The sequence below is a fragment of the Streptomyces flavalbus genome (assembly GCF_042674625.1).
GTDB lineage: Bacteria > Actinomycetota > Actinomycetes > Streptomycetales > Streptomycetaceae > Streptomyces > Streptomyces flavalbus.
This window is the reverse complement of sequence record NZ_JBHTEB010000001.1, coordinates 459,021-481,388: the sequence shown is the minus strand read 5'-3', so window position 1 is coordinate 481,388 and position 22,368 is coordinate 459,021. Positions and strand designations below refer to the sequence as shown.

22 protein-coding genes and 1 pseudogene are annotated in these 22,368 nt (G+C 73.6%); 9 read left to right on the top strand and 14 right to left on the bottom strand.

The features are described 5' to 3' along the window. Window positions 1–24: 24 nt before the first annotated feature. A pseudogene (locus ACFQZ6_RS02120) lies at window positions 25–252 on the bottom strand (SAM-dependent methyltransferase); the annotation flags it as partial. Between the two features lie 324 nt (window positions 253–576). Between ACFQZ6_RS02120 and ACFQZ6_RS02115 the strand changes: the two are divergent. The 5 genes from ACFQZ6_RS02115 to ACFQZ6_RS02095 all read left to right on the top strand — a co-directional run bounded on the left by ACFQZ6_RS02115 (window position 577) and on the right by ACFQZ6_RS02095 (window position 5,137). Continuing rightward, entirely contained in the window at window positions 577–1,377 is an 801-nt protein-coding gene (locus tag ACFQZ6_RS02115) for a VOC family protein (RefSeq protein WP_381604619.1), read from the top strand. Window positions 1,378–1,409: 32 nt separating this feature from the next. Further along, a complete protein-coding gene (locus ACFQZ6_RS02110) occupies window positions 1,410–2,138 on the top strand; it encodes a ribonuclease H family protein (protein WP_381604618.1) in 729 nt (242 codons plus the stop codon). 176 nt (window positions 2,139–2,314) lie between these two features. Continuing rightward, window positions 2,315–3,562 carry an FAD-dependent monooxygenase gene (locus ACFQZ6_RS02105; RefSeq protein ID WP_381604617.1) on the top strand — a complete coding sequence of 416 codons (1,248 nt, stop codon included), beginning with the start codon at window positions 2,315–2,317 and terminating at the stop codon, window positions 3,560–3,562. Window positions 3,563–3,566: 4 nt separating this feature from the next. Beyond that, the gene (locus ACFQZ6_RS02100) at window positions 3,567–4,550 is read left to right on the top strand and encodes an aldo/keto reductase (RefSeq protein ID WP_381604616.1); all 984 of its coding nucleotides are present in this window, start codon (window positions 3,567–3,569) and stop codon (window positions 4,548–4,550) included. A gap of 89 nt (window positions 4,551–4,639) precedes the next feature. Further along, window positions 4,640–5,137: a DUF6328 family protein gene (locus ACFQZ6_RS02095; RefSeq protein WP_381604615.1), complete on the top strand. Its 498-nt coding sequence runs from the start codon at window positions 4,640–4,642 to the stop codon at window positions 5,135–5,137. A gap of 35 nt (window positions 5,138–5,172) precedes the next feature. On the opposite strand, the gene ACFQZ6_RS02090 is transcribed toward ACFQZ6_RS02095, so the two are convergent. The 9 genes from ACFQZ6_RS02090 to ACFQZ6_RS02050 all read right to left on the bottom strand — a co-directional run bounded on the left by ACFQZ6_RS02090 (window position 5,173) and on the right by ACFQZ6_RS02050 (window position 15,217). Next, window positions 5,173–5,598, bottom strand: a complete 426-nt coding sequence (locus ACFQZ6_RS02090) for an SsgA family sporulation/cell division regulator (protein ID WP_381617995.1) — start codon at window positions 5,596–5,598, stop codon at window positions 5,173–5,175. 75 nt (window positions 5,599–5,673) lie between these two features. Further along, the gene (locus ACFQZ6_RS02085; RefSeq protein WP_381604614.1) at window positions 5,674–6,660 is read right to left on the bottom strand and encodes an LLM class F420-dependent oxidoreductase; all 987 of its coding nucleotides are present in this window, start codon (window positions 6,658–6,660) and stop codon (window positions 5,674–5,676) included. A gap of 40 nt (window positions 6,661–6,700) precedes the next feature. Further along, window positions 6,701–8,329, bottom strand: a complete 1,629-nt coding sequence (locus ACFQZ6_RS02080; protein ID WP_381604613.1) for a serine/threonine-protein kinase — start codon at window positions 8,327–8,329, stop codon at window positions 6,701–6,703. A 128-nt stretch (window positions 8,330–8,457) separates the two neighbouring features. Further along, a complete protein-coding gene (locus ACFQZ6_RS02075) occupies window positions 8,458–9,420 on the bottom strand; it encodes a threonine/serine dehydratase (RefSeq protein ID WP_381604612.1) in 963 nt (320 codons plus the stop codon). A 43-nt stretch (window positions 9,421–9,463) separates the two neighbouring features. Further along, entirely contained in the window at window positions 9,464–10,141 is a 678-nt protein-coding gene (locus ACFQZ6_RS02070; protein WP_381604611.1) for an AIM24 family protein, read from the bottom strand. Window positions 10,142–10,238: 97 nt separating this feature from the next. Further along, window positions 10,239–11,582, bottom strand: a complete 1,344-nt coding sequence (locus ACFQZ6_RS02065) for a CAP domain-containing protein (RefSeq protein ID WP_381604610.1) — start codon at window positions 11,580–11,582, stop codon at window positions 10,239–10,241. 115 nt (window positions 11,583–11,697) lie between these two features. Next, window positions 11,698–12,057 (bottom strand): UBP-type zinc finger domain-containing protein, encoded by a 360-nt coding sequence (locus tag ACFQZ6_RS02060; RefSeq protein WP_381604609.1) that lies wholly within the window; start codon window positions 12,055–12,057, stop codon window positions 11,698–11,700. Further along, on the bottom strand, window positions 12,054–13,544 hold the full coding sequence (locus ACFQZ6_RS02055; protein WP_381604608.1) for an ATP-binding protein: 1,491 nt from the start codon (window positions 13,542–13,544) through the stop codon (window positions 12,054–12,056). Before ACFQZ6_RS02055 ends, ACFQZ6_RS02060 begins: the two co-directional genes overlap by 4 nt. Next, window positions 13,541–15,217, bottom strand: a complete 1,677-nt coding sequence (locus ACFQZ6_RS02050; protein WP_381604607.1) for an FAD-dependent oxidoreductase — start codon at window positions 15,215–15,217, stop codon at window positions 13,541–13,543. Before ACFQZ6_RS02050 ends, ACFQZ6_RS02055 begins: the two co-directional genes overlap by 4 nt. A 165-nt stretch (window positions 15,218–15,382) precedes the next feature. Between ACFQZ6_RS02050 and ACFQZ6_RS02045 the strand changes: the two genes are divergently transcribed. Continuing rightward, entirely contained in the window at window positions 15,383–16,258 is an 876-nt protein-coding gene (locus ACFQZ6_RS02045) for a universal stress protein (RefSeq protein WP_381604606.1), read from the top strand. Between the two features lie 10 nt (window positions 16,259–16,268). On the opposite strand, the gene ACFQZ6_RS02040 is transcribed toward ACFQZ6_RS02045, so the two are convergent. The 3 genes from ACFQZ6_RS02040 to ACFQZ6_RS02030 all read right to left on the bottom strand — a co-directional run bounded on the left by ACFQZ6_RS02040 (window position 16,269) and on the right by ACFQZ6_RS02030 (window position 18,953). Beyond that, window positions 16,269–17,489 carry a DUF4032 domain-containing protein gene (locus tag ACFQZ6_RS02040; RefSeq protein WP_381604605.1) on the bottom strand — a complete coding sequence of 407 codons (1,221 nt, stop codon included), beginning with the start codon at window positions 17,487–17,489 and terminating at the stop codon, window positions 16,269–16,271. A 9-nt stretch (window positions 17,490–17,498) separates the two neighbouring features. Beyond that, window positions 17,499–18,245, bottom strand: coding sequence for an MBL fold metallo-hydrolase (locus ACFQZ6_RS02035; protein ID WP_381604604.1), 747 nt, complete (start codon window positions 18,243–18,245; stop codon window positions 17,499–17,501). Between the two features lie 78 nt (window positions 18,246–18,323). After that, the gene (locus ACFQZ6_RS02030) at window positions 18,324–18,953 is read right to left on the bottom strand and encodes an alpha-ketoglutarate-dependent dioxygenase AlkB (protein WP_381604603.1); all 630 of its coding nucleotides are present in this window, start codon (window positions 18,951–18,953) and stop codon (window positions 18,324–18,326) included. Between the two features lie 114 nt (window positions 18,954–19,067). Between ACFQZ6_RS02030 and ACFQZ6_RS02025 the strand changes: the two genes are divergently transcribed. Together ACFQZ6_RS02025 and ACFQZ6_RS02020 are read left to right on the top strand one after the other, a co-directional pair. After that, window positions 19,068–19,706 carry a TetR/AcrR family transcriptional regulator gene (locus ACFQZ6_RS02025; RefSeq protein WP_381604602.1) on the top strand — a complete coding sequence of 213 codons (639 nt, stop codon included), beginning with the start codon at window positions 19,068–19,070 and terminating at the stop codon, window positions 19,704–19,706. A 48-nt stretch (window positions 19,707–19,754) separates the two neighbouring features. After that, window positions 19,755–21,428, top strand: coding sequence for an FAD-binding dehydrogenase (locus ACFQZ6_RS02020; RefSeq protein WP_381604601.1), 1,674 nt, complete (start codon window positions 19,755–19,757; stop codon window positions 21,426–21,428). 37 nt (window positions 21,429–21,465) lie between these two features. Here the strand turns inward: ACFQZ6_RS02020 and ACFQZ6_RS02015 are convergent, their stop codons facing one another. After that, entirely contained in the window at window positions 21,466–21,816 is a 351-nt protein-coding gene (locus ACFQZ6_RS02015; protein WP_381604600.1) for a DUF488 domain-containing protein, read from the bottom strand. A 101-nt stretch (window positions 21,817–21,917) separates the two neighbouring features. Here ACFQZ6_RS02015 and ACFQZ6_RS02010 point away from each other — a divergent pair, with 101 nt between their 5' ends. Beyond that, the gene (locus ACFQZ6_RS02010) at window positions 21,918–22,367 is read left to right on the top strand and encodes a DUF6098 family protein (protein WP_381604599.1); all 450 of its coding nucleotides are present in this window, start codon (window positions 21,918–21,920) and stop codon (window positions 22,365–22,367) included. Window position 22,368 lies beyond the last annotated feature (1 nt).

Sequence of the window (22,368 nt, the reverse complement as noted above, 5' to 3'; positions counted from 1 at the left end):
TGCCGCCCGCCGAACGGCGTCCGGTTCCTCGATGCCGGTGGTCAGGTGGTCGGCTTCCTTGCGGAGTTCCCAGTAGGGGATGGTCGCCTGGGTGAGGTCCTGTACGTGGACCGGGACCAGGCGGTTGCGGGACAGCGCACGGAAGTACGCGGAGCGTGGGTGGATGTCGCAGATGTAGTGGGCGTTGATCAGGGACACCTCGCGGGACGCCTGGCCGTAGGTGTCGTTGTGGCAGCCGGTGATCACCACGTGGGGGTGGCGGGCTTCCCGCGGTGACTGGCCCGCGCGGTGTCCGGGCGTGCCGGGGTGCGCGGGCGGACCGTGGTCGTGGTGGTGGGGGAGAGGGGTCGGTCGGTGCGAGCGGCGGCCGGGGAGGCGCGGCGGTGGCCCGGTGGGGGGTCGGGGCAACGGCCGGAGCGGCGGTGGGCGGGGCGCGCGGGCGGAGGGCAGCGGCTACCCCCTGGCCCCTCGGCCGATACCCGCCTGAGAGGGGTCCCGCGTTCGGCGCGCGGCCCGGCCCTCGGATGGCTAGCGTGAGGATGCGGACAGACCACCGATGGGAAGAGGGCCGCAGCCATGGCCGTACAACCCGAGGGAACCCCCTGTTGGGCCGACGCGATGTTCAGCGACGTGGAGGGGGCGAAGACCTTCTACGGCGACGTCCTCGGCTGGACCTTCGGCGAGGCGTCGACGGAGTTCGGCAACTACACGGAGGCCCGCGCCGACGGCAAGGCCGCCGCGGCGGTCGTACCGCCGATGCCCGGCCAGGAGGGCCAGTCCCAGTGGTGCCTGTACTTCGCCGCCGAGGACGCCGCCGCCACCGCCAGTCGCATCCGTGAGCACGGTGGCGAGGTGCTGATGGAGCCGATGCGGGTCGGTGAGTTCGGCACCATGTGCCTGGCCCGCGACCCCAGCGGCGTCGTCTTCGGCGTCTGGCAGGCGGGCAGCCACGAGGGCTTCGAAGCGTCGCCGGGCCAGCACGGCGCGTTCGCCTGGGCCGAGGTCTTCACGCGTGAGCCGGAGAAGTCCGACGCGTTCTTCCCGGCCGTCTTCGGCTACCGCGCCAAGCAGTTGCAGGACGACGCGGTCGACTTCCGGGTCTTCGACCTCGGCGCGGACCCCGTCCTCGGCCGGATGCGGATGACGGAGGAGTTCCCGCCCGAGGTGCCGCCGTACATCAACGTCTACTTCGGCGTCGACGACTGCGACGGTGCCGTCTCCCGCGCCACCAAGCTCGGCGCCACGCTCCGGTTCGGGCCGGTCGACACCCCCTTCGGACGGTTCGCCGCGCTCACCGACCCGCAGGGCGCCAACTTCTCGGTGATCGACACCTCCACCACCGCGGGCGAGCCCCCGCGGGCCACCGACGTGTCCTGACCTCGGCGTCCTGGCCCCAGGGCCGCCGTGGCATGATCGGACCCATGCGTGAACGTGTGGTGGCCGCGTGCGACGGGGCTTCGAAGGGAAACCCGGGACCGGCGGGCTGGGCCTGGGTCGTCGCGGACGAGACGGAGACCCCGGCCCGCTGGGAGGCCGGGGCGCTCGGCAGGAACACCAACAACGTCGCCGAACTCACCGCTTTGGAGCGGCTGTTGACGGCGACCGACCCCGCGGTGCCGCTGGAGGTCCGGATGGACTCCCAGTACGCGATGAAGGCGGTCACCACCTGGCTGCCGAACTGGAAGCGCAACGGCTGGCGCACCGCCGCCGGGAAGCCGGTCGCCAACCAGGAACTCGTCGTCCGCATCGACGAACTCCTCGGCGGGCGTGACGTGGAGTTCCGCTACGTCCCCGCCCACCAGGTCGACGGCGACCGGCTGAACGACTTCGCCGACCGCGCCGCCAGCCAGGCCGCCGTGGCCCAGCAGCCCGCGGGCAGCGCCCTCGGCTCCCCGGAGCCGCCGCCCGCCCCGGACGCCCCGCCCGCCAAGGCCCCGCGCCGCAAGCCCACGGGCGCCGCCAGCCAGCCCAGGCGCGGCGGCGCCGACGCGGCCAAGCGTGGCGGTTCCACCCGCACGATCAAGGCGAAGTTCCCCGGCCGCTGCGTCTGCGGACGCTCCTACGCGGCGGGCGAGCCCATCGCCAAGAACGACCAGGGCTGGGGCCACCCGGAGTGCCGTATCGCCGCGGCCGGATAGCGAGTCCGCCGCGGCCGGATAGCGAGTGCGCCGCGGCCGGGTAGCGAGTCCGCCGCGGCCGGGTAGCGAGTCCGCCGCGGCCTGACAACGAGTCGCGTCGCGCCGCTCCGGCTGTCGCCGACCCCATGGCTGCTACCGTGCGTCACGAAACGATTCCGGCGAGTGACGAACAAGGGGTGCGCGTGAAGGTCGCCTGCGTCGGCGGCGGGCCCGCCAGCCTGTACCTGTCGATCCTGCTGAAGCTCCAGAACCCGTCCCACGACATCACCGTCCACGAACGCGACCCGGAGGGCTCCACCTACGGCTGGGGCGTCACCTACTGGCGCGGACTCCTCGACACCCTCCGCACCCACGACCCCGAGTCGGCGCGCGCCGTCGCCGCCAGCTCGCTGAGCTGGACCGAGGGCGTCGCACACGTCCGCGGCCACACCGTCCGGCACCCCGGCGACCAGGGCTTCGGCATCGGACGCCACCGCCTCCTGGAGATCCTCGCGGCCCGCGCCAGCTCCCTCGGCGTACGCCTGGAGTACGGCCAGGAGATCACCGCCGACGACCCGCCCGGGTGGGCCGACCTGGTGGTGGCGGGCGACGGCGTCCGCAGCGCCCTGCGCGGCCGCCACGCCGACCACTTCGGCACCCGCGTCAGCACCGGCCGCAACCCCTACGTCTGGCTCGGCACCAGCAAGGTCTTCGACGCCTTCACCTTCGCCTTCACCGAGACCGCGCACGGCTGGATCTGGTGCTACGGCTATCCGTACGGCCCCGACCGCAGCACCTGCGTCGTCGAGTGCGACCCCGCCACCTGGACCGGGCTCGGCCTGGACCGCGCGGGGGAGGCCGACGGGCTCGCCCTGCTGGAGGGCCTCTTCGCCGACGTCCTCGACGGCCACCGGCTGATCGCCCGCCCGTCCGCCGACGGCCCCGCCCAGCAGTGGCTCACCTTCCGCACCCTGACCAACCGCACCTGGCACCGCGGCAACCTCGTCCTCGTCGGGGACGCCGCCCACACCACCCACTACTCCATCGGCGCCGGGACGCGCCTCGCCCTGGAGGACGCCATCGCCCTCGCCGCCGCCCTGCGCGAGCACCGCGCGCTGCCGGACGCCCTCGCCCACTACGAGCGGCACCGCAAGGCGGCCCTCCTGCCCGCGCAGAGCGCCGCCCGCTACAGCGCCCGCTGGTACGAGGAGCTGCCGCGCTACATCGGCCTGCCGCCCGAGGAGATGTTCGCGCTGCTCGGCCAGCGCCACTCGCCCCTGCTGCCGCACCTGCCGCCCCGGCTGTACCACCGGCTCGACCGCGCCGCCGGGCGGCTGACCGCCGTACACCGCCTCAAGCGCCGCCTCGGCCCGGCCCTCGCCCGCACCCTGCACGCGCGAACCCTGTCCTCCCGGGAGCGCTCCCATGACCGGATGGCAGACTGACGCCATGGAAGAACGCGCAATGAACAGGCTGGGCCAGCAGGTCTCCGTCGTCGGGCTCGGCACCTGGCAGCTCGGCGCCGACTGGGGCGACGTCGACGAGAAGGAGGCCCTCGCGGTCCTGGAGGCGGCGGCCGAGTCGGGAGTGACCTTCTTCGACACCGCCGACGTCTACGGCGACGGACGCAGCGAGCAGACCATCGCGGCGTTCCTGCGCTCCCGCCCCGACCTGCGGATGCTGGTCGCCACCAAGATGGGCCGCCGGGTCGACCAGCTCCCCGAGAACTACGTCCTGGACAACTTCCGCGCCTGGAACGACCGCTCCCGGCGCAACCTCGGCGTGGACCGCATCGACCTGGTGCAGTTGCACTGCCCGCCCACCCCCGTCTACTCCACCGACGAGGTCTTCGACGCCCTCGACACCCTGGTCGAGGAGGAGCGGATCGCCGCCTACGGCGTCAGCGTGGAGACCTGCGAGGAGGCGCTGACCGCGATCGCCCGGCCGCACGTGGCCAGCGTGCAGATCATCCTCAACCCGTTCCGGATGAAGCCGCTGCGCGAGGTCCTCCCGGCCGCCGCCGAGGCGGGCGTCGGCATCATCGCCCGGGTGCCGCTCGCCTCCGGACTGCTGTCCGGCAAGTACACCAAGGACACCGTCTTCGCCGCCAACGACCACCGCACCTACAACCGGCACGGTGAGGCGTTCGACCAGGGCGAGACCTTCTCCGGCGTCGACTTCGCCACCGGTGTGGAGGCCGCCGCCGAGTTCGCCGCCCTCGCCCCCGAGGGCTACACGCCCGCCCAGCTCGCGCTGCGCTGGATCATCCAGCAGCCCGGGGTCACCACCGTCATCCCCGGCGCCCGCTCACCCGAGCAGGCCCGCGCCAACGCCGCCGCCGCGGCGCTGCCCGCGCTCTCCCCCGAGACGCTGACGGCGATCGGGGACCTGTACGACCGGCGGATCCGGGAGCAGGTCGAGCACCGCTGGTAGCCGCTGACAGGCCCGGTTGACACAAATCCCCTCGCCGGGGAACCCGCTGTGACAGAAGACCTGAGGTCGGCTCGCACCGGGAGGACACCGTGGCCGTCACGGACGACAACGTCAGTCGGAGCAGGGGGCGCAACGAGACGGAGGAGGAGAGGGCCGACCGGATGTGGCAGGAGCTGATCCAGGAGGTGCGGGTCGCTCAGATGGGTGTGCAGATCCTGTTCGGCTTTCTCCTCACCGTGGTGTTCACCCCTACCTACCGCCAGCTCACCGACTCCGACCAGGCGATCTACATCGTGACCGTGATGCTGGGCGCCGCCGCGACCGGGGCGCTGATAGGCCCCGTGTCGCTGCACCGCATCGTCTCCGGCCGCCGGGTGAAGCCGCAGGCGGTACGGCTGGCCTCCCGGCTCACCCACGTGGGCCTGGTACTGCTGCTGGCCACCATGACCTGCTCCCTGCTGCTCATCCTGCGGGTGGCCACCCACAACCCGTACGTGCCGTGGCTGGTCAGCGGCGTACTGCTCTGGTACCTGGTGTGCTGGTACGCGCTGCCGCTGTGGACGCGGCACCGGCACACCAGCCGCTGACCCGGTGGGACCAGCCGCTGACCCGGCGGTCCGGGTCAGCCGTCGGTGATGACCTCCGCCAGGAAGTCGTCCACGTGGACCCGCTCGCTGCCCGGGGCGACCACGTCGTAGGTCTTGCGCAGGAACGCGGCGACGGCCGGTGCCCAGGCGTACACCACCGCGTGGTGCCGGGCACCGTCCGGGTGGCTGTCGCCGAAGAACTCCATCCGCAGCTCCTCCCACCGGCTGCTGCCCGTGGGGCTGAACCGCACGTCGCCCACCCCGACCGGGCCGCGCAGCCCGTCGGAGAGCATCTGCCGGTCCAGCCGCCACCGGGCGAGCACCCGGCCGTCATGGCTGAACACGGCGGTGACGGCGAACGGGTCGGCCGCGTCGTAGCTGAGGTGGGTCAGCACCGGGAAGCGGTGCGTGCCGCCCGTCTGGAGCTGCATGACCAGGGTCTGGTGCACGAGGGGATTCACCACGGGGCCCTTTCTGGGTGCGGACGCGGAGCCGGGACACTCCCCTTCGGGTAACCCGCCTCGGCCACACGATGCTCAGCCGCCCGGGTGATGGCCGAACGCGTCCCGCAGCGCGGGCAGCAGCGTGTCCTTCGACCACTCCAGGAACGGCTCCTGCGCGTCCCCGCCGATCTGCACGAGCGCGATCTCGGTGAAACCGGCCTCGGCGTAGGGCCGTACCGCCTCGACGAAGTCGTCCGGGTCGGCCCCGCACGGGATGGACGCGGCGACGTCGTCCGGGGTGACGAACTGGGTGGCGGCGTCGAAGGCGTCCGGGTGCGGCAGCTCCGAGTTGACCTTCCAGCCGCTGCCGAACCAGCGGAACTGGTCGTGCGCCCGCTTCGCCGCCGCGTCCCGGTCGGTGTCGTAGCTGACCGGCAGCTGGCCCACCCGCGGCTTGCCCGCGCCGCCGTGCCGGTCGAAGGAGTCGAGCAGCTCGGGCTTCGGCTCGGTGGCGATGACCAGGTCCGCCAGCCTGCCCGCGAGCGCGCAGGACTGCTCGCCGGAGACGGCGACACCGATCGGCGGCGGCTCGTCGGGCACGTCCCACAGCCGGGCCGACTCCACGTCGAAGTGCGGGCCGCGATGGTTGACGTGACCTCCCTGGAAGAGGTCGCGGATGATCCCGACCGCCTCCTCCAGCATCTCGTGGCGTACGTCGACCGACGGCCAGCCGCCGCCGGTCACGTGCTCGTTGAGGTTCTCGCCGGAGCCGAGGCCGAGCCGGAACCGCCCCTCGGACAGCAACTGCACCGTCGCCGCCTTCTGCGCCACCACCGCCGGGTGGTAGCGGAAGGTCGGGCAGGTCACGTAGGTCATCAGCGGGATGCGGCGGGTCGCCTGCGCGGCGGCGCCGAGCACGCTCCACGCGTACGGCGAGTGGCCCTGCGAACGCAGCCAGGGGAAGTAGTGGTCGGAGGTCACGGAGAAGTCGAAGCCCGCCTCCTCCGCCCCCACGACATGGTCGACCAGCTCACGGGGGCCAGCCTGCTCGGTCATCATCGTGTATCCGATTTGCACCATGTGCGGCGAGTCCCCCGGGGGCCGCAGGGGGAAACGGCCGTCAGCGGGAGACCCCCCGGAAGGTGCGCAGGAAGGCGTCGAGCGCCTGCCGGTTGGCGGTGGCGCCGAAGTCGTCGGCGGGTGTCGTCCAGCGCAGCGAGAAGCCCCGGCCCTCCCCGACGAGGAAGCCGCGGCCGAAGGTGCGCAGGGTGCCGCCGCGGGCCCTGGCGAGCCACTCGAAGTCGGCGGCCCGGCGGCCCTGGTACGTCGTCGCCCGGATGTCCCCGATCCGCCGGAAGCCCCCGGCGCGCCTGAGGCCCGGCTCGACGTCCTCCCGCCAGACGGCCACCGGGTCCGGGCCGACGCGCTCGCTGTAGGTCACGGTCAGGGTGCGCGGATCGCCCGGCGCGCCGAGCACCACGCGGTAGGCGAGCCCCGGCACGCGCGTGGTGCGCACCGGCCCCCAGCCCTCGGGCAGGGCGACGGAGAACCCCTCCGGCGCGTCGTAGCGGCGGAAGCCGAGCGGCAGCGCGGAGGGCTTGGACGGGGGCGCGGAGGGGGTCGACGTCGGAGTGGGCGACGGGGTGGGGGTAGGGGCGGGGGCGGATGTGGGCGTGGCGGACCGGGACACCGAAGGGGTGGACGACGGGGGTGGCGGGGTGCGCGTGGGGGAGGCGGACGGCTCCGGGCGGGTGCTCGCGGCGGTGTCCTCGGCGCGGGTGAGCTGGTGGGTGGTGACGAGGACGGCGACCGCGACGCCGACCACCGCCAGCGTCGTCCCGGCGACCAGGGCCCGGCGGCTCCAGCCCCGCCCGCCCTGGTGGGCGCGGTGTGACCGGGGCGCGGGTACGGCGGGCGGCGCGGCCTCGGCGTCCTCGCGCAGCACCCGGGTCAGCGCCTCCCGGACCACCGGCCGGGTCAGCCGCTCCCTGCCGTCCTTGCGCAGCAGTCCCTGCACGACCCGGGTGAGCGGACCGGCCCGCAGCGGGGTGCGCAGCGGCAGCCGGTCCACGCCCTTGAGGGTGCTCTCGAACCGCCCCCGCTCCCGGAACGGCGGACGCCCCTCCACCACCGTGTAGAGGATCGCGCCCAGCGCCCACAGATCCGCCGCGGGCCCGACCCGCTCGTCCCGGGCCTGCTCGGGGGAGGCGTACGACGGTGCCGTCAGCCGGGGCGCGAGGGTGGCGCCCGCGAGACCGAAGCCGCAGACGACGACCGGGCCCCGCTCGGGCACCAGCACCTGGCCGGGGCTGAGTTCCCCGTGGGTGACGCCCGCCCCGTGCGCGGCCTCCAGCACCTCCAGCAGTTCGAGCCCGATCCGCGCCGCCCGCGCGTGGGGGAACGCGCCCTGGGCCGCGAGGAGTTCACCGAGCGGCGTTCCGGTGACCCAGTCGGTGACGATCCACAGCGCCTCCGGCTCCGCGACCGCGTCCAGGACGGCGGCGACCCGGCCGGGGCAGCTCAGCGCCATCGCCGCGGAGGTGCGCCGCACCCGGCCGACGGCGAGGCGCGCCGCGTCCGCGCCGGTGTCCGGTGGCAGTCCGACACGGGTCAGCAGACAGGGGCGCCCGGAGCGGGTGTCCTCGCCGGACCAGCACACGCGGTTGGTCTCGCCGTGGACGACCTCCAGCAGCCGGTACCGCCCGGCGACCGACTCGTCCCCGGTGACGTGCGCCTCGCCCATGGTCATCCCTCGCTGCACCCCGGCCTCACCCTTTTCCCAGTGGTACGAGGAGGGCGTGGCCGGGCGTTCAACAGGACGGCGTCTTTGCGAGCAAGTGCCTCTGCTGGACGCCCTCTTGACGGAACATCAACGCATTACGGGCGCAGTCCGAACCGTTCCGACCAGTCCTGGACGTCGGCGGTCGTGGCGTTGCCGCCGCACACCACCAGACCGAGCCGGGCCTCCGGGCCGACCCGCTCCAGCACGCGCCGGGCGGCGGGCAGCAGGCACCCCGCGGCCGGTTCCGCCCACACCTTCGCGTGCTCGGCGAGGTCCAGACAGCCCCGTACCGCCTCCCGGTCCGGGACCACCAGCACCTCGGTGACCAGCTCGGAGACATGGTCGTACGTAAGCTGGGAGACCGTCGGCGCGCTGAGCGTGGTGACGACCGACGACAGCGGCACCGGCAGCGGACCGCCCGCCGCCAGCGCCCGCGACATCGCCTCCGCGCCCTCGGTCTCCACGCCCCAGACCCGCACCCCCGGACGCCGGATCCGCAGCGCCGCCGCTACCCCGGCGATCAGCCCGCCGCCCCCGATGCTGACCAGGACGTCGGTCACCTCGTCGGCGTCGTCGGCGAACTCCAGGCCCACCGTGCCCTGCCCGGCGATCACCACCGGGTCGTCGAAGGGGTGCACGAGCGTGAGCCCCTCGTCGCGCAACCGCCCCACCAGCGCGAACGCCTCGTCCATGCCGTCCGTCAGCCGGACCGAGGCGCCCGCGTCCCGGGCGATCTCGACGGACCGGGCGGGCGCCGTCCGCGGCATGACCACCGTCGCCTTCACATCCAGCGCGGCCGACATCACCGCCAGCGCGACGCCGTGGTTGCCCCCGCTGACCGCCACCACCCCGGCCGCCCGCTCGGCCTCGCTCAGCGACAGCAGCTTGGCCGTCGCGCCGCGCGCCTTGAACGAACCGGTGCGCTGGAGCAGCTCCAGCTTGGTGGTGACGGGGACGCCGAGCAGCGCGGACAGACCGGGGCTGGGCAGGGTGGGGGTGCGGACCACGTGTCCGGCGATCCGCTCGGCGGCGGCCTCGATCTCCGCGATGCCTATCACAGGCTGTTCACCTTCCCGTTCAGCTTTTCGTTCAGCTTTTCGTTCAGCGCTGCTGAGGGGTGTGCGGCTTGGCCTCGCTCGGCCGGACCACCACGTACCCCTGGCCCTGGAGCATGAGCTGTACGGCTTCCCCGGAGCCGCCGCGCAGCATCGAGCCGATGGACTGCGAGCGGTGCAGCGAGGTCTGGAGCCCCGCCGTCCAGCCGACGACGGCGTCCGTGTCGACGTACACCGGGTACTGCGGGGACACCGGGATGACCAGGGGCGTGCCCTCGCACACCAGCCCCAGTCTGCCCTGTCCGGAGAAGACGCTGTTGAACAGCCCCCCGCCGGTGATCCCGGCACCCTTCACGGTGGCGATCCGGTACGACAGCGTGGCGTCGAAGCACAGCACGTTGCGGCCGTTGACGGTGAACTCGTCACCCGCCTCCACCTCGACGATGAAACAGTTCTGGGCCTCCTGCGCGAACCACGCCTCGCCCTGCCCGCGCACCGCCATCAACGGCAGGCCCTCACCGGTGACCGCCCGCTTGAGCATCCCGCCCACGCCCTGGCCCTTGCGCTCGAACTGGAGGTTGCCGCGGAACGCGATCATCGCGCCCTGGCGGGCGAGCATCTCCCCGTTCACGGCGTACTTGACGCACTTGGAGTTCTCGATGGTCATGCCCGGCGCCGTGGCGAACTGGGCCATGTGCTCACTGGAGAAAAGGTCACCCTTCATGGGTGCATCCTGTCGCGGAGGGTTCCCTTCCGCCAAGATCAGTCCGAGATCAGTCCCAGATCAGTCCGCTGTCGGTCAGATCGAGGTTCCGCTGGGGTCAGGCGCCGAAGAGCTGCGTCCAGTACGTGCCCGCCCGGCCGCCGCCCGCGAAACCTATCCCGATGTGGGTGAAGGCGGGCTTGAGGATGTTGGCGCGGTGGCCGGGACTGTTCATCCAGCCGGTCACCACCTCGGTGGGGGAGCGCTGGCCGCAGGCGATGTTCTCCCCGATGGTGCGCCGCGGGGAGCCCGCGGCGGCGGCCCGGTCCCAGGGGTGGCTGCCGTCGGGGGAGGTGTGGGAGTAGAAGTCCCGGGCCACCATGTCGGCGCTGTGCGCCTGCGCGGCGGCCGTCAGCAGCGGGTCCACGGTGAGCGGACGCAGCCCGGCGCGGCTCCGCTCGGCGTTGGTCAGGTCGACGACCCGGCCCGCCGTGCGCTCCAGCTCGGCCGGGGTCAGGGGGCGCGCCCACAGGGCCGTCCAGTACGTGTCCCCGGAGCGGTTCTCCGCGGCGCGGCCCAGCGCGGCGTGGGTGAACGCCGGGTCGTGCAGGGTGCGCCGGGCGTGGTCGGCGCCCAGGCAGTACTCGACGAACTCGGCGGGGGTGCGCGGGCCGGAGACCAGGTGCTCGCCGACGGTGAGGTACGCGAACCCGGCCGCCGTGACCCGCCGGTACACGGAGATGCCGTCGTGGCCCTCGACGCCGAGCCGCCCGGCCGCCGCCATCGCCCCGGCGTGCTCCCGGGCCGCCGTGGCGAGCCGCGCGTCCAGCACGACGGGCGGTGAACCGGCGCGGGCGCGCGCGGCGTTGACCAGACCGAGGAACCCGTCGGGGTCGCCGCCGGGGCTCTGGCCCACGGGGGAGAGGGGCCCGGCGAGGGTGCCGGGGCCGCGACTCGGACCGTCCGGTGCGGGGTCGCCGTCGTCGTCCACCACGTCCACCCCGAAGTCCCGCGCCAGCCCCGCGAGGCCGTCCGCGTACCCCTGGCCGAGGGCGCGCAGCTTCCACTGGTCGGCGCGGCGGTAGACCTCCGCGAGCAGCAACACCGTCTCCCGGTCCGGGCGGGGCGGCGCGAACCGGGCGACCGGGGCGCCGCGGGCGCCGGTGACGTGCAGGACGGGCGCGGGCAGGGCGCCCAGCGCGGTGCCGGGGTCGGCGGGGCTGACGACGACGGTGACCCGGGTGGCCCCGGCGCGCAGCCGGGTCGGCTCGACGGTGAGGGTGTCGCCGTCCAGCCGGGCGCCGGGTGCGGCGGGCTGGTTGTAGAACACGAAGTCGGCGTCGCCGCCGACCTTGCCGCCGTCGTCCGTGATCAGCGCGGACACGTCGAACGGGCCGGGCACCCGCAGCGTCACGGCGCCACCGGGCAGGGGCAGGTTGCCCCCGGGAACCAACTCGCTCATCGCGCCGCCCTGGTGTCGTCGTCCGGGCCCAACGGATCCGCCCGGACAACGTCTACCAGGGCACGGGGGTTCCCCGCACCACCCCGCTCAACTCAGGCGCACGGGCCCGCCCACTTCAGCGCAGCGCCTCCGCCCAGTCCGCGGGCACCCGCCCGGCCGGGCCCGGCGCGGGCTGGTTCTCGGGGCGGCTCACCGGCGGGGCCAGGTCGGGACCGGACTCGTACAGCTCGTTCTTCTCGAAGTCCCAGAACCAGCCCTCGCCGGGCTCGTAGCTGCGCATCACCGGATGCCCGGTGGCCCGGTAGTGGGCGGAGGCGTGCTGCGCGGGGGAGGAGTCGCAGCAGCCGATGTGGCCGCAGGCCGCGCACCGGCGCAGGTGGAACCACCAGCCGCCGTCGGCGTCGCACTCGACGCAGCCGCTCCCGCTGGGCGGCACGCTGGGGTCGATCGCCTCGGCTCCGTGATCAGTCGTCATACCGGTTCCTCGCGCCTTTCGTCGTCGGTCGGTTCCGCGGTGTCCGGCGTGTCGCCGTCCGCGGCGGTGAGCGGAAGCAGCACCTGGAAGCGCGTGTCGCCGGGTTCGGACTCCACCTGGAGACTGCCGTGGTGCTTGTTGACGATGATCCGCCAGGAGATGTCCAGACCGAGCCCCGTGCCCTGCCCCACCGGCTTGGTGGTGAAGAACGGGTCGAAGATCCGGGACCGGATCTCCGGCGCCACCCCGCAGCCGGTGTCGCGGAACTCCACCAGCAGCCGGTCGTGGTCGAGCGCCGTCCGCACGGTCAGCGTGCCCTCGCCGCCGACGCTGTTGATGGCGGCGACCGCGTTGTCGATCAGGTTCGTCCACACCTGGTTCAGCTCCGCCGGGTACGCCGGGACGTTCGGCAGCGTGCGGTCGTACTCCTTGACGACCTTGATCCGCTTGCCGATCTTGGCGGAGAGCATCAGCAGGGTGCTGTCGATGAGTTCGTGGACGTCGGCCATCCGGTAGGGCGCCCGGTCGAGCTGGGAGTACTGCTTGGCGGCGTCCACGAGCTGGGAGATGCGGGTGGTGGAGTCGGCGATCTCGTCCATCAACAGCTCGGTCTCGACCGTGTAGTTGAGCCAGCCGATCGCGCCCGGCAGCACCGCCGGGTCCACCGCCGCCGCGACCTGGTCGAGCCAGTCCAGGTCGAGCCCGGCCTGCACGAAGGTCGGCGCGAGCCGCCAGCCGTCCGGGATGCCGTGGTCGTCGAGCCAGTCGCTGACCGCGTCCTCCCGGTCGGACGCCTCCAGCGGGCTGAGCACCGGCGCCTTCGCGACCCGCTCCGCGGTGCGCTCCTGGATCTCGATGAGGTTCGCCAGCGCCTCCCGCGGATACGGCCCCGCCGAGATCACGCTCAGCTTGTGCCGCATCTTCGCGACCCGCTCCCGCAGCGTCGCCGTGGCCCGCACCGCCGCCGCGGCCGGGTTGTTCAGCTCGTGGGTGAGCCCCGCCGACAGTGAGCCGAGCGCCAGCAGCCGCTCCCGCTGCCCGATCACCCGCTGGGTGCTCTTCGAACCGAAGAACAGCCCCTCCAGCAGGTGCACCGCCATCGGGAACCACTCCTGCATGATCGCCGCGAAGGTGTCGGCGGGCAGCACGAAGAACCGCGTCGGCTCCGTGACGTGCATCGAGCCGTTGTAGACCTGCCGTACCCGGTCCCCGATGTACGCCTGCATGGCGCCCCCGTACACCCCGCGCTGCGAGGTACGGGACACCTCGACGTCGTCGCCGCCGACCCTGCGGTACAGCACGACCGTTCCTTCGAGCATGACGTAGAAGCAGGTCGCCGGGTCACCCTCGACGTACACCGGGCCCGGCTCGAACCTCTCCACCCGGCCCTCGGCGCACAGCCGCCCCAACTGCTCGGGACTGAGCTTCTCGAACAGGAACAGCGAGCCGATCTCCTGCGGGCTGCACGGCAGCGGCTGCCCGCTCACGACTGCTCCAGGTAGCGGTGGACGAGCATCACGGCCATGGCTCCCTCTCCGACGGCGGACGCGACCCGCTTGGCGGACTCGGCGCGGGCGTCGCCCGCCACGAACACGCCCGGGATGTTGGTCTCCAGGTGGTACGGCGGCCGGTCCAGCTCCCAGCCCGCGGGCGGCCGACCGTCCGGGGTCAGGTCGGGCCCGGCCAGGATGAAGCCGCGCTCGTCGCGCAGCACCGTGCCGTCCAGCCAGTCGGTCAGCGGGGCGGCGCCGATGAAGACGAAACACCACTGCGCGTCGACGAGTTCGGTGTGCCCGGTGCCGACGTCGCGCAGGGTCAGTTGCTCCAGGTGGTCCGAGCCGTGCGCCGCGTCCACCACGGTCGAGCAGCGCACCGAGATGTTGGGCGACTCACCGATCTGCTCGATCAGGTAGTGCGACATCGACGCCGCAAGCGACTCCCCGCGCACCAGCAGCGTCACCGACTTGGCGCCCCGGGACAGGTACATCGCCGCCTGGCCCGCCGAGTTGGCGCCGCCGACGATGTACACGTCCTGGCCCTGGCAGGAGGGCGCCTCGGTCAGCGAGGAGCCGTAGAAGACGCCGCAGCCGGTGAGTTCGGTGGCGCCGGGGGCGTCGAGCTGCCGGTAGGACACGCCGGTCGCGAGGATCACACTGTGCGCGGCGACCGCCGAGCCGTCGCTGAAGTGCACGATCCGCGCGGAGCCGCTCACCTCCAGACCGGTCACCTCGCGCGCCGTGAGGATCTCCGCGCCGAACTTCGTCGCCTGCCGCCGCGCCCGGTCGGTGAGCTGCGCGCCGGACACGCCGTCGGGGAAGCCGAGGTAGTTCTCGATCCGGGAGCTCTGCCCGGCCTGCCCACCGGTCGCCGACCGCTCCACCAGCACCGTGCGCAGCCCCTCCGAGGCCCCGTACACCGCCGCGCCGAGCCCGGCCGGGCCGCCGCCGATGACGACCAGGTCGTAGAAGTCGGCCGTCGGCGTGGTCGCCAGGCCCACCTCGGCGGCCAGCTCCGGCGGCTCCGGCTCGACCAGCGGCCTGCCGTCGGGGGTGATCACCAGCGGCAGCCGCCGCTCGTCCGCGCCCGCCGCCGCCAGCAGGCGCCGCCCCTCCGGCTCGTCGGAGGAGTACCAGCGGTACGGCACCTGGTTGCGGGCCAGGAACTCGCGCACCTCCGAGGACCGCGCGGACCAGCGGTGCCCGACCACCTTGGTCGCCGGGACCGGCCGGTAGTCGCTGCTGCGCCACGCCTGGAGCAGGTCGTCCAGGACCGGGTACAGCTTCTCCTCGGGCGGGTCCCACGGCTTGAGCAGGTAGTGGTCGAGGTCGACGACGTTGATCGCGTCGATCGCCGCGTTGGTGTCCGCGTACGCGGTCAGCAGCACCCGCCGGGCGCCCGGGTAGACGTCCAGCGCCTGCTCCAGGAACTCGATGCCGTTCATCTGCGGCATCCGGTAGTCGGCGAGGATCACCGCCACCAGGTCACCGCGGAGCTTCAGCTCCCGCAGCGCGTCGAGCGCCGACTCGCCGGACTCCGCGCGCACGATGCGGTACGACTCGCCGTAGCGGCGCCGCAGGTCACGGGCGACGGCCCGGGAGACCCCGGGATCATCGTCAACGGTCATGATGACGGTCCGCGCCGTGTCGGCGGCCTGTGCCATACGTCTCCCACCCCGGGCGTTCGGATGTTCCCGCTCATCGTATGTTCGATCGCCCCCGCGCGCTCAGGAAAAGCCCGCCGGGCGAACTCCCCGCGCGGGCGCCCTCCCACCCGTAGGGAAGACTGGTCCCGTACGGCACTTGAGCACACGAGGAGGCACCCGGAGATGACGCGCCCGATCACGGCAGGCGTGGACGGCACGGAGGAGAGCCACGCCGCGCTCGCCTGGGCGGCCCGCGAGGCCGTGCGCCGCGGGGCACCGCTGCGGGTGGTGCACGCCTGGCGGTACGAGCCCGGCGAGGGCCTCGACGCGCAGGGCCGGGACGACCAGGAGCGGTGGGTGCGGGACGCGGTCGGGCAGGCCGTGCGCGAGGTCCGCGAACGGCACACCGGACTCGAGGTGTCCGCCGACGTCGTCGAGGGCGGCGCGGTGGAGACGCTGCTCGCCGCGGCGGCCGACGCCGGGACGCTGGTGCTCGGCTCGCGCGGGCACGGGCGGCTCGTCGGCTTCCTGCTCGGCTCCGTCGGCCAGCAGGTGATCGCGGAGGCGGCGTGCCCCGTGGTGCTGGTGCGCTCCGGCGAGAGCACGGCGGGCGAGGTGGCCGCCCGGGAGGTCGTCGTCGGCCAGGAGGGCGGCCCCGAGGACAGCGCCGACGCGCTGCGGTTCGCCTTCGAGACGGCCGCCGCCCGGCAGGCCCCGGTGCGCGCCGTACGGGCCTGGACGCTGCCGCCGGTGTTCGCCTACAGCCCCGCCTCGCTGAAGCTCCTCGACGACGCCGGGGGCCCGGAGCCGTACGAGAAGAAGGCCCTCGCCGCCGCCCTGGAGCCGTGGCGCGCCCGCTTCCCCGACGTGCGCGTCGTGGAGCACGTGGAGATGGGCAGCGCGGGCCAGGTGCTGCTGTCGGTCGCCGGGCGCGCCCAGCTCATGGTCGTCGGCCGCCGCGCGCGCCGGACCGCCGTGGGCGCCCGGATCGGCTCGGTCGCCCACGGGGTGCTGCACCACGCGGAGTGCCCGGTGGCGGTGGTGCCGCACCAGCAGTAGGCGACCGCCGTCACTCCGGTTCGGCGGACTCCAGCGTCTCCCGGGCGCGCGGCAGGATGTTCTCGATGTAGTCCTTCACCGCCGTGTCGAGACCTATGTCGTGCTGCGCGCGCTCGGAGAGGTACCAGCGGTGTTCGAGGAGCTGGTGGTAGATCTCCGCCTGGTCCATCGACCCGCGCAGCTCCACGGGCACCGCGCGCACGGTCGGCCGGAACACCTGCCGCACCCAGCGGTGCGCGAGCACCTCCGGGCGGGCCTCGGTGGAGTCCTCCTGGGTGGCCATCCAGCTCTCCAGGTCGCTCAGCAGCCGCCGCGCCTGGTTCTCCTCGGTGTCCAGTCCCGTCAGCCGCAGCAACTGCCGCTGGTGGTGCCCGGCGTCGACGACCTTGGGCACGAAGGTGACCGTGTCGCCGTTGGAGGAGCTCTCGATCTGCATCTCGGCCACGTCGAAGCCGAGGTCGTTGAGCCTGCGGATGCGGCGCTCGATGTAGTGGTACTTGCCCGCCGGGTAGACGGAGGTGCGGGTCAGCTCCCGCCACAGCCCGTGGTAGCGCGCGCAGATCTCCTGCCCGAACTCGATCGGGTCCACCGACGGGTGCAGCGCGCCGGACGCCTCCAGGTCCAGCAGCTCCCCGCTGATGTTGACGCGGGCGAGGTCGAGGTCGTAGTCGCGCTGGCCGTCGCTGAGCCGGGGGTGCAGGTCGCCGGTCTCGGCGTCCACGAGGTAGGCGGCGAAGGCGCCCGCGTCGCGCCGGAAGAGGGTGTTGGACAGCGAGCAGTCGCCCCAGGCGAACCCCGTCAGGTGCAGCCGGACCAGCAGCACCGCGAGGGCGTCCATCAGCCGGTGCATGGTGGCGGGCCGCATCGTCGTCTCGAACATCGACCGGTACGGCATCGAACCGCCCAGGTGCCGGGTGACCAGCACCGGCTCCAGCGGCTCCCCGGCGGCGTCCACGCGCCCGGTGACCACGGCGAGCGGGTCCACCGCGGGGATGCCGAGCCGGTCCAGGTCGCGCAGCAGCTCGTACTCGCGCAGCGCCGGGCGCTCGGCGAGTTCCTTGACGGCGATCACCTCGTCGCCCGCGCGGGCGTAGCGCACCACGTGCCGGGAGATGCCGCGCGGCAGCGGCACGAGGTACTCCTCGGGCCACTCCTCCAGCGGGACCTGCCAGGGCAGGGCGAGCAGGAGCGCGGGGTGCTCCGGATTGGTGGCGCTGATCTGCAAAGCCATGGCCGAACCCTAAGCCGCCCGCTCCCGGGCCCGACGGGCGGCGTCGCGTACGGGGCCGTGGTGCGCGGGGCCGTGACCCGGCAGCAGGACGTCGGCGTCCAGGGCCTCGAACGCGGCCAGTGAGGCGACGGCCCGCGTGCGCTCGTGGTGGAACATGTCGGGCAGGAGCTGGGGCCCCGTGATCCGCGCGGTGGCGTGCCCGCTGACCAGGGCGTCGCCGGAGATCACCACGCCGGTCGCGGGCAGGTGGAAGGCGCAGTGGCCGAGCGTGTGCCCCGGCGTCGGCACCGGCACCGGGCGGCCGGGCAGGTCCAGCGCGCCGGGCGCCGGGAACGGCTCCGGGGCGGTGACCGGCACGTGCCGGGTGCCACCGGAGCGCAGCGCGTGCACCGCCCACGGCAGCACACCCGGCCGCCAGCCGTTGGCCAGCACCTGCCCGACGGACACCTGGTGCAGGAAGTCCCGGCGGGCGTGCGGCACCTCGGCCTCGTGCAGGTACACCGGCGTGCCGTGCGCGGCGCGCAGGTACTCGGCCGAGCCCAGGTGGTCGTTGTGCGCGTGCGTGACCAGCACCGCCGCGACCGCCTCCGGTGCACCGCCCACCTGCGTGAGCGAGTCGAGCAGCAGCGCCCGGTCCCCGGGGTAGCCGGTGTCGACCAGCGTGACCGCGTCCCCCTCGCTGAGGATGACCCAGTTGGTGTTGCTGCCGTGCACCAGATAGGTGCCGTCGGCGACCTGCCGCACATCCGCCCGCATCGCTGGCCCCGCCCGCTGAGTTGCCCGTTCCGACGCAGGACAGCAAACCAGATCGGCGGCCGCGCCGTGAGCCCGGCCTCAGCGCACCCCGTGCGGCCGGAACTGCACGCTGACCCTGCCGCCCGAGACCCGGGCCGACTTGGGCACGCAGTGCTCCCAGGTGCGCTGGCAGGAGCCGCCCATCACGATCAGGTCGCCGTGGCCCAGCGGGCGGCGTACGGTGCCGCCACCGCCGTGCAGGGGGCGCAGCAGCAGGTCGCGGGGGGTGCCCAGGGAGAGGATGGCGACCATGGTGTCCTCGCGGGCGCCCCGGCCGATCCGGTCGCCGTGCCAGGCGACGCTGTCCCGGCCGTCGCGGTAGTAGCACAGGCCCGCGGTGGTGAACGGCTCGCCCAGCTCCCCGGCGTAGTGCGCGGTGAGCGCCTCGCGCGCCTCGGTCAGGACGGTGTGCGGCAGCGGGTGGCCCGCGCCGTAGAACGCCAGCAGCCGGGGGACGTCGACGACCTGGTCGTACATCGTGCGGCGCTCGGCGCGCCACGGCACGTCGGCCACCAGGTGGGCGAACAGGGCGTCCGCGCCGCTCAGCCAGCCGGGCAGGACGTCGATCCAGGCGCCCCCGTCCAGCTCGGTGCGGCGGATTCCGTCGAGGGGGCCGAGCCGCGGCTGGTCGGTCTGGTCGAAGAGGGAGCCCTGGAGGTGCACGGTCATGGCACCAGCGTACCCGGTAATCGAACGCGGGTTCGGTAAGGAGAGGGGGTGCTCCCTCTTTGAATACGTTCATGTATCGGATACGTTGCCGTATCGAACGAGGGAGGCGAGCGCATGGCGGCGCGGCGCACGGTCGGGCGGGTGACCAGGCGGCGGGTCCGTACCCGGGCCAACCTGCTGGACGCCGCGTTCGCCGTGTTCGCGGCCAAGGGGTTCGGACGGGTCTCCATCGAGGAGGTCTGCGAGGCGGCGGGCTACAGCCGGGGTGCCTTCTACTCCAACTTCGCCAGCCTCGACGAACTGTTCTTCGCGCTCTACCGGCAGCGCGCCGACCTGATCGCCGAGCAGGTCGCCGGGGCGCTCGCCCTCGACGGCCCCGACCTGGACGTGGCGTCCTCCGTCGACCGGGTCACCGAGGTGCTGCTGCTCGACGTGGACTGGCTGCTGGTCAAGACGGACTTCCTGGTGCACGCCGCCCGGGACCCGGCCGTCGCCGCCACCCTCCTCGAACACCGCGAGCGGCTGCGGCGGGCCATCGCCGACCGGCTCGGCCGGGCCGCCGCGTTCGGGGCGCCGCCCGCCGTGCTCGGCGGCACGGACGGCGCCGCCTGGGCGGTCGTCGCCGCGTACGACGGCGTCACCACCCAGCTCCTGCTGGACAAGGACGTCGAGCGCGCCCGCGCCTGGCTCAAGCAACTGCTCACCGCCCTGCTGACCGACGGCAGCGGTGCCCCCGGACAAACCCCCGGATAAGACCCGGTAAGACCCGGATAAGACCCGGATAAGAAAGGGAACGGTCGCATGGACGCGGACGTCATCGTCGTCGGAGCGGGCCTCGCGGGACTGGTCGCGGCGCACGAGCTCACCAGCCGTGGCAGGAAGGTCGCCCTCGTCGACCAGGAGAACGCCGCCAACCTCGGCGGACAGGCGTTCTGGTCCTTCGGCGGGCTGTTCCTCGTCGACTCCCCGGAACAGCGCCGCCTCGGCGTCAAGGACTCCCTCGACCTCGCCTGGAGCGACTGGCAGGGCAGCGCCCAGTTCGACCGCGTCGACGACGAGGACTCCTGGGCGGTGCGCTGGGCGCGCGCCTACGTCGAGTGGGCGGCCGGGGAGAAGCGGTCCTGGCTCGTCGGACACGGCATCAAGCTGCTGCCCACCGTCGGCTGGGCCGAGCGCGGCGACCTGCGCGCCGACGGCCACGGCAACTCGGTGCCCCGCTTCCACATCGCCTGGGGCACCGGCACCGGCGTCGTCGAACCGTTCGCCGCCTACGCCGAGCAGGCCGCCCGCGACGGACTGCTCACCTTCCACCACCGCCACCGCGTCGACGAACTCCTCGTCGCCGACGGCACCGCCCGTGGCGTGCGCGGCACCCTCCTCGCCCCCGACGACGCGCCCCGCGGCGTCGCCTCCAGCCGCGAGGCGGTCGGCGACTTCGAACTGACCGCCCAGGCGGTGATCGTCACCTCCGGCGGCATCGGCGCCAACCACGACATCGTCCGCCGCTACTGGCCCGCACGCCTCGGCACCCCGCCCGCCGAGATGGTCACCGGCGTCCCCGCCTACGTCGACGGGAGGATGCTCGACATCAGCGCCGAGGCGGGCGTCCGGCTGGTCAACCGCGACCGCATGTGGCACTACACCGAGGGCGTCCAGAACTGGGACCCCGTCTGGCCCGGCCACGGCATCCGGATCCTGCCCGGCCCGTCCCCGCTCTGGTTCGACGCCCTCGGCCGCCGCCTGCCCGACCCCTGCCTGCCCGGCTACGACACCCTCAGCACCCTGCGGCACCTGCGCACCACCGAGGACATCGCGGAGTACGACCACTCCTGGTTCATCGTCACCCGGAAGATCATCGAGAAGGAGTTCGCGCTGTCGGGCTCCGAGCAGAACCCCGACATCACCGCCAAGGACCGCGCCGCGGTGCTGCGCGACCGGCTGCTCGGCAAGGGCGCGCCCGCCCCGGTGCGGGCGTTCGTGCGGCACGGCGCGGACTTCGTGGTCGCCGACACCCTCGAACAGCTCGTGGAGAAGATGAACGGCCTGACCGGCAAGGCGCTCCTCGACCCCGCCGAGATCCGCCGCCAGGTGGCCGCCCGCGACGCCCAACTGGCCAACCCGTACGCCAAGGACTCCCAGGTCCAGGGCATCCGCAACGCCCGCCGCTACATCGGTGACCGGCTCGGCCGGGTCGCCACCCCGCACCGGTTCCTCGACCCGGAGGCGGGACCACTGATCGGTGTCAAGCTGCACGTCCTCACCCGCAAGACCCTCGGCGGCATCCAGACCGACCTGGACTCCCGCGCCCTCGGCGCCGACGGCACCCCCGTCGACGGGCTGTACGCCGCGGGCGAGGTCGCCGGGTTCGGCGGCGGCGGGGTGCACGGGTACAACGCCCTGGAGGGCACGTTCCTCGGCGGCTGCCTGTTCTCGGGGCGGGCGGCGGGCCGGGCGGCGGCGGAACAGACGGGTTGACGAGGCCGGGGCAGGGGCCGGGGCGCGGCAAGGGGCGTCACGTCGCCAGGAGCCGCGCCAGCACCGCCGCGTGGCTGCGCTCCGGGGTCTTCGACGCGGTCAGCAGCGTCACCGTGCCCGCGCGGGCCGACTCACGCAGCCCGGCGAGGGCCTCGGCGGCCTCGTCGGCGTCCAGCTCCGCCTCGTAGCGCTCGCTGAACTCCTCGTACGACCCCTCGTCCGCGTGGTACCAGCGGCGCAGCTCGGTGGACGGGGTGACGGCCTTGGGCCACTCGTCCACCCGGGCCGCGTCCTTCGCCAGGCCGCGCGGCCAGAGCCGGTCGACCAGGACGCGCGTGCCGTCACCGGGTTCCGGCGGTTCGTAGATCCGGCGTACACGGACGCTCACGGCGGTGCCCCTTCCGTCACGGTTCTCGTGGGCTTCCCCAGGCTTTCCCCCTGGGGCTGACGGGTACCCCGTTGCCCTGACGGGACGAGGGAGGTCACGGGATGAGCGGTTGGGAGGATCTGCCGGTCGTGGACACGCTCGGTGAGCTGGCCCGGCTCGTGGAGCGCCACCAGGGCCTGTACGTCCGCTGGTCGCGCGGCCCCGAGGCCGACCTGGCCGCCGTGTCGAGCACCGACGACCTCACCGGCGTGGCCATGCCGGGCCTGTCCGCGAACCCGCTCGACGTCGAGGCGTGGTGGCGGGACCGGTCCGTCGGCCTGTGGGTGGCCCGGCGCCTGCACGACTACTCCCACCTCCCGCGCGAGAAGGGCCCCGGGGTGCGGCCCTGGGTCCTCAAGGGCCGCGAGACCGGGCGGGGCCCCGACAACGAGCCCCTGGTGGTGGAGGTCAGACCGCTGTGCCGCCTGGAGCCCCGGGTGATCGAGGAGGCCCGCGCCGCGGTGGCCCGCCAGGAGAACGACTGGGGGCCACTGCGCCGCGGCGGGAGCTGAC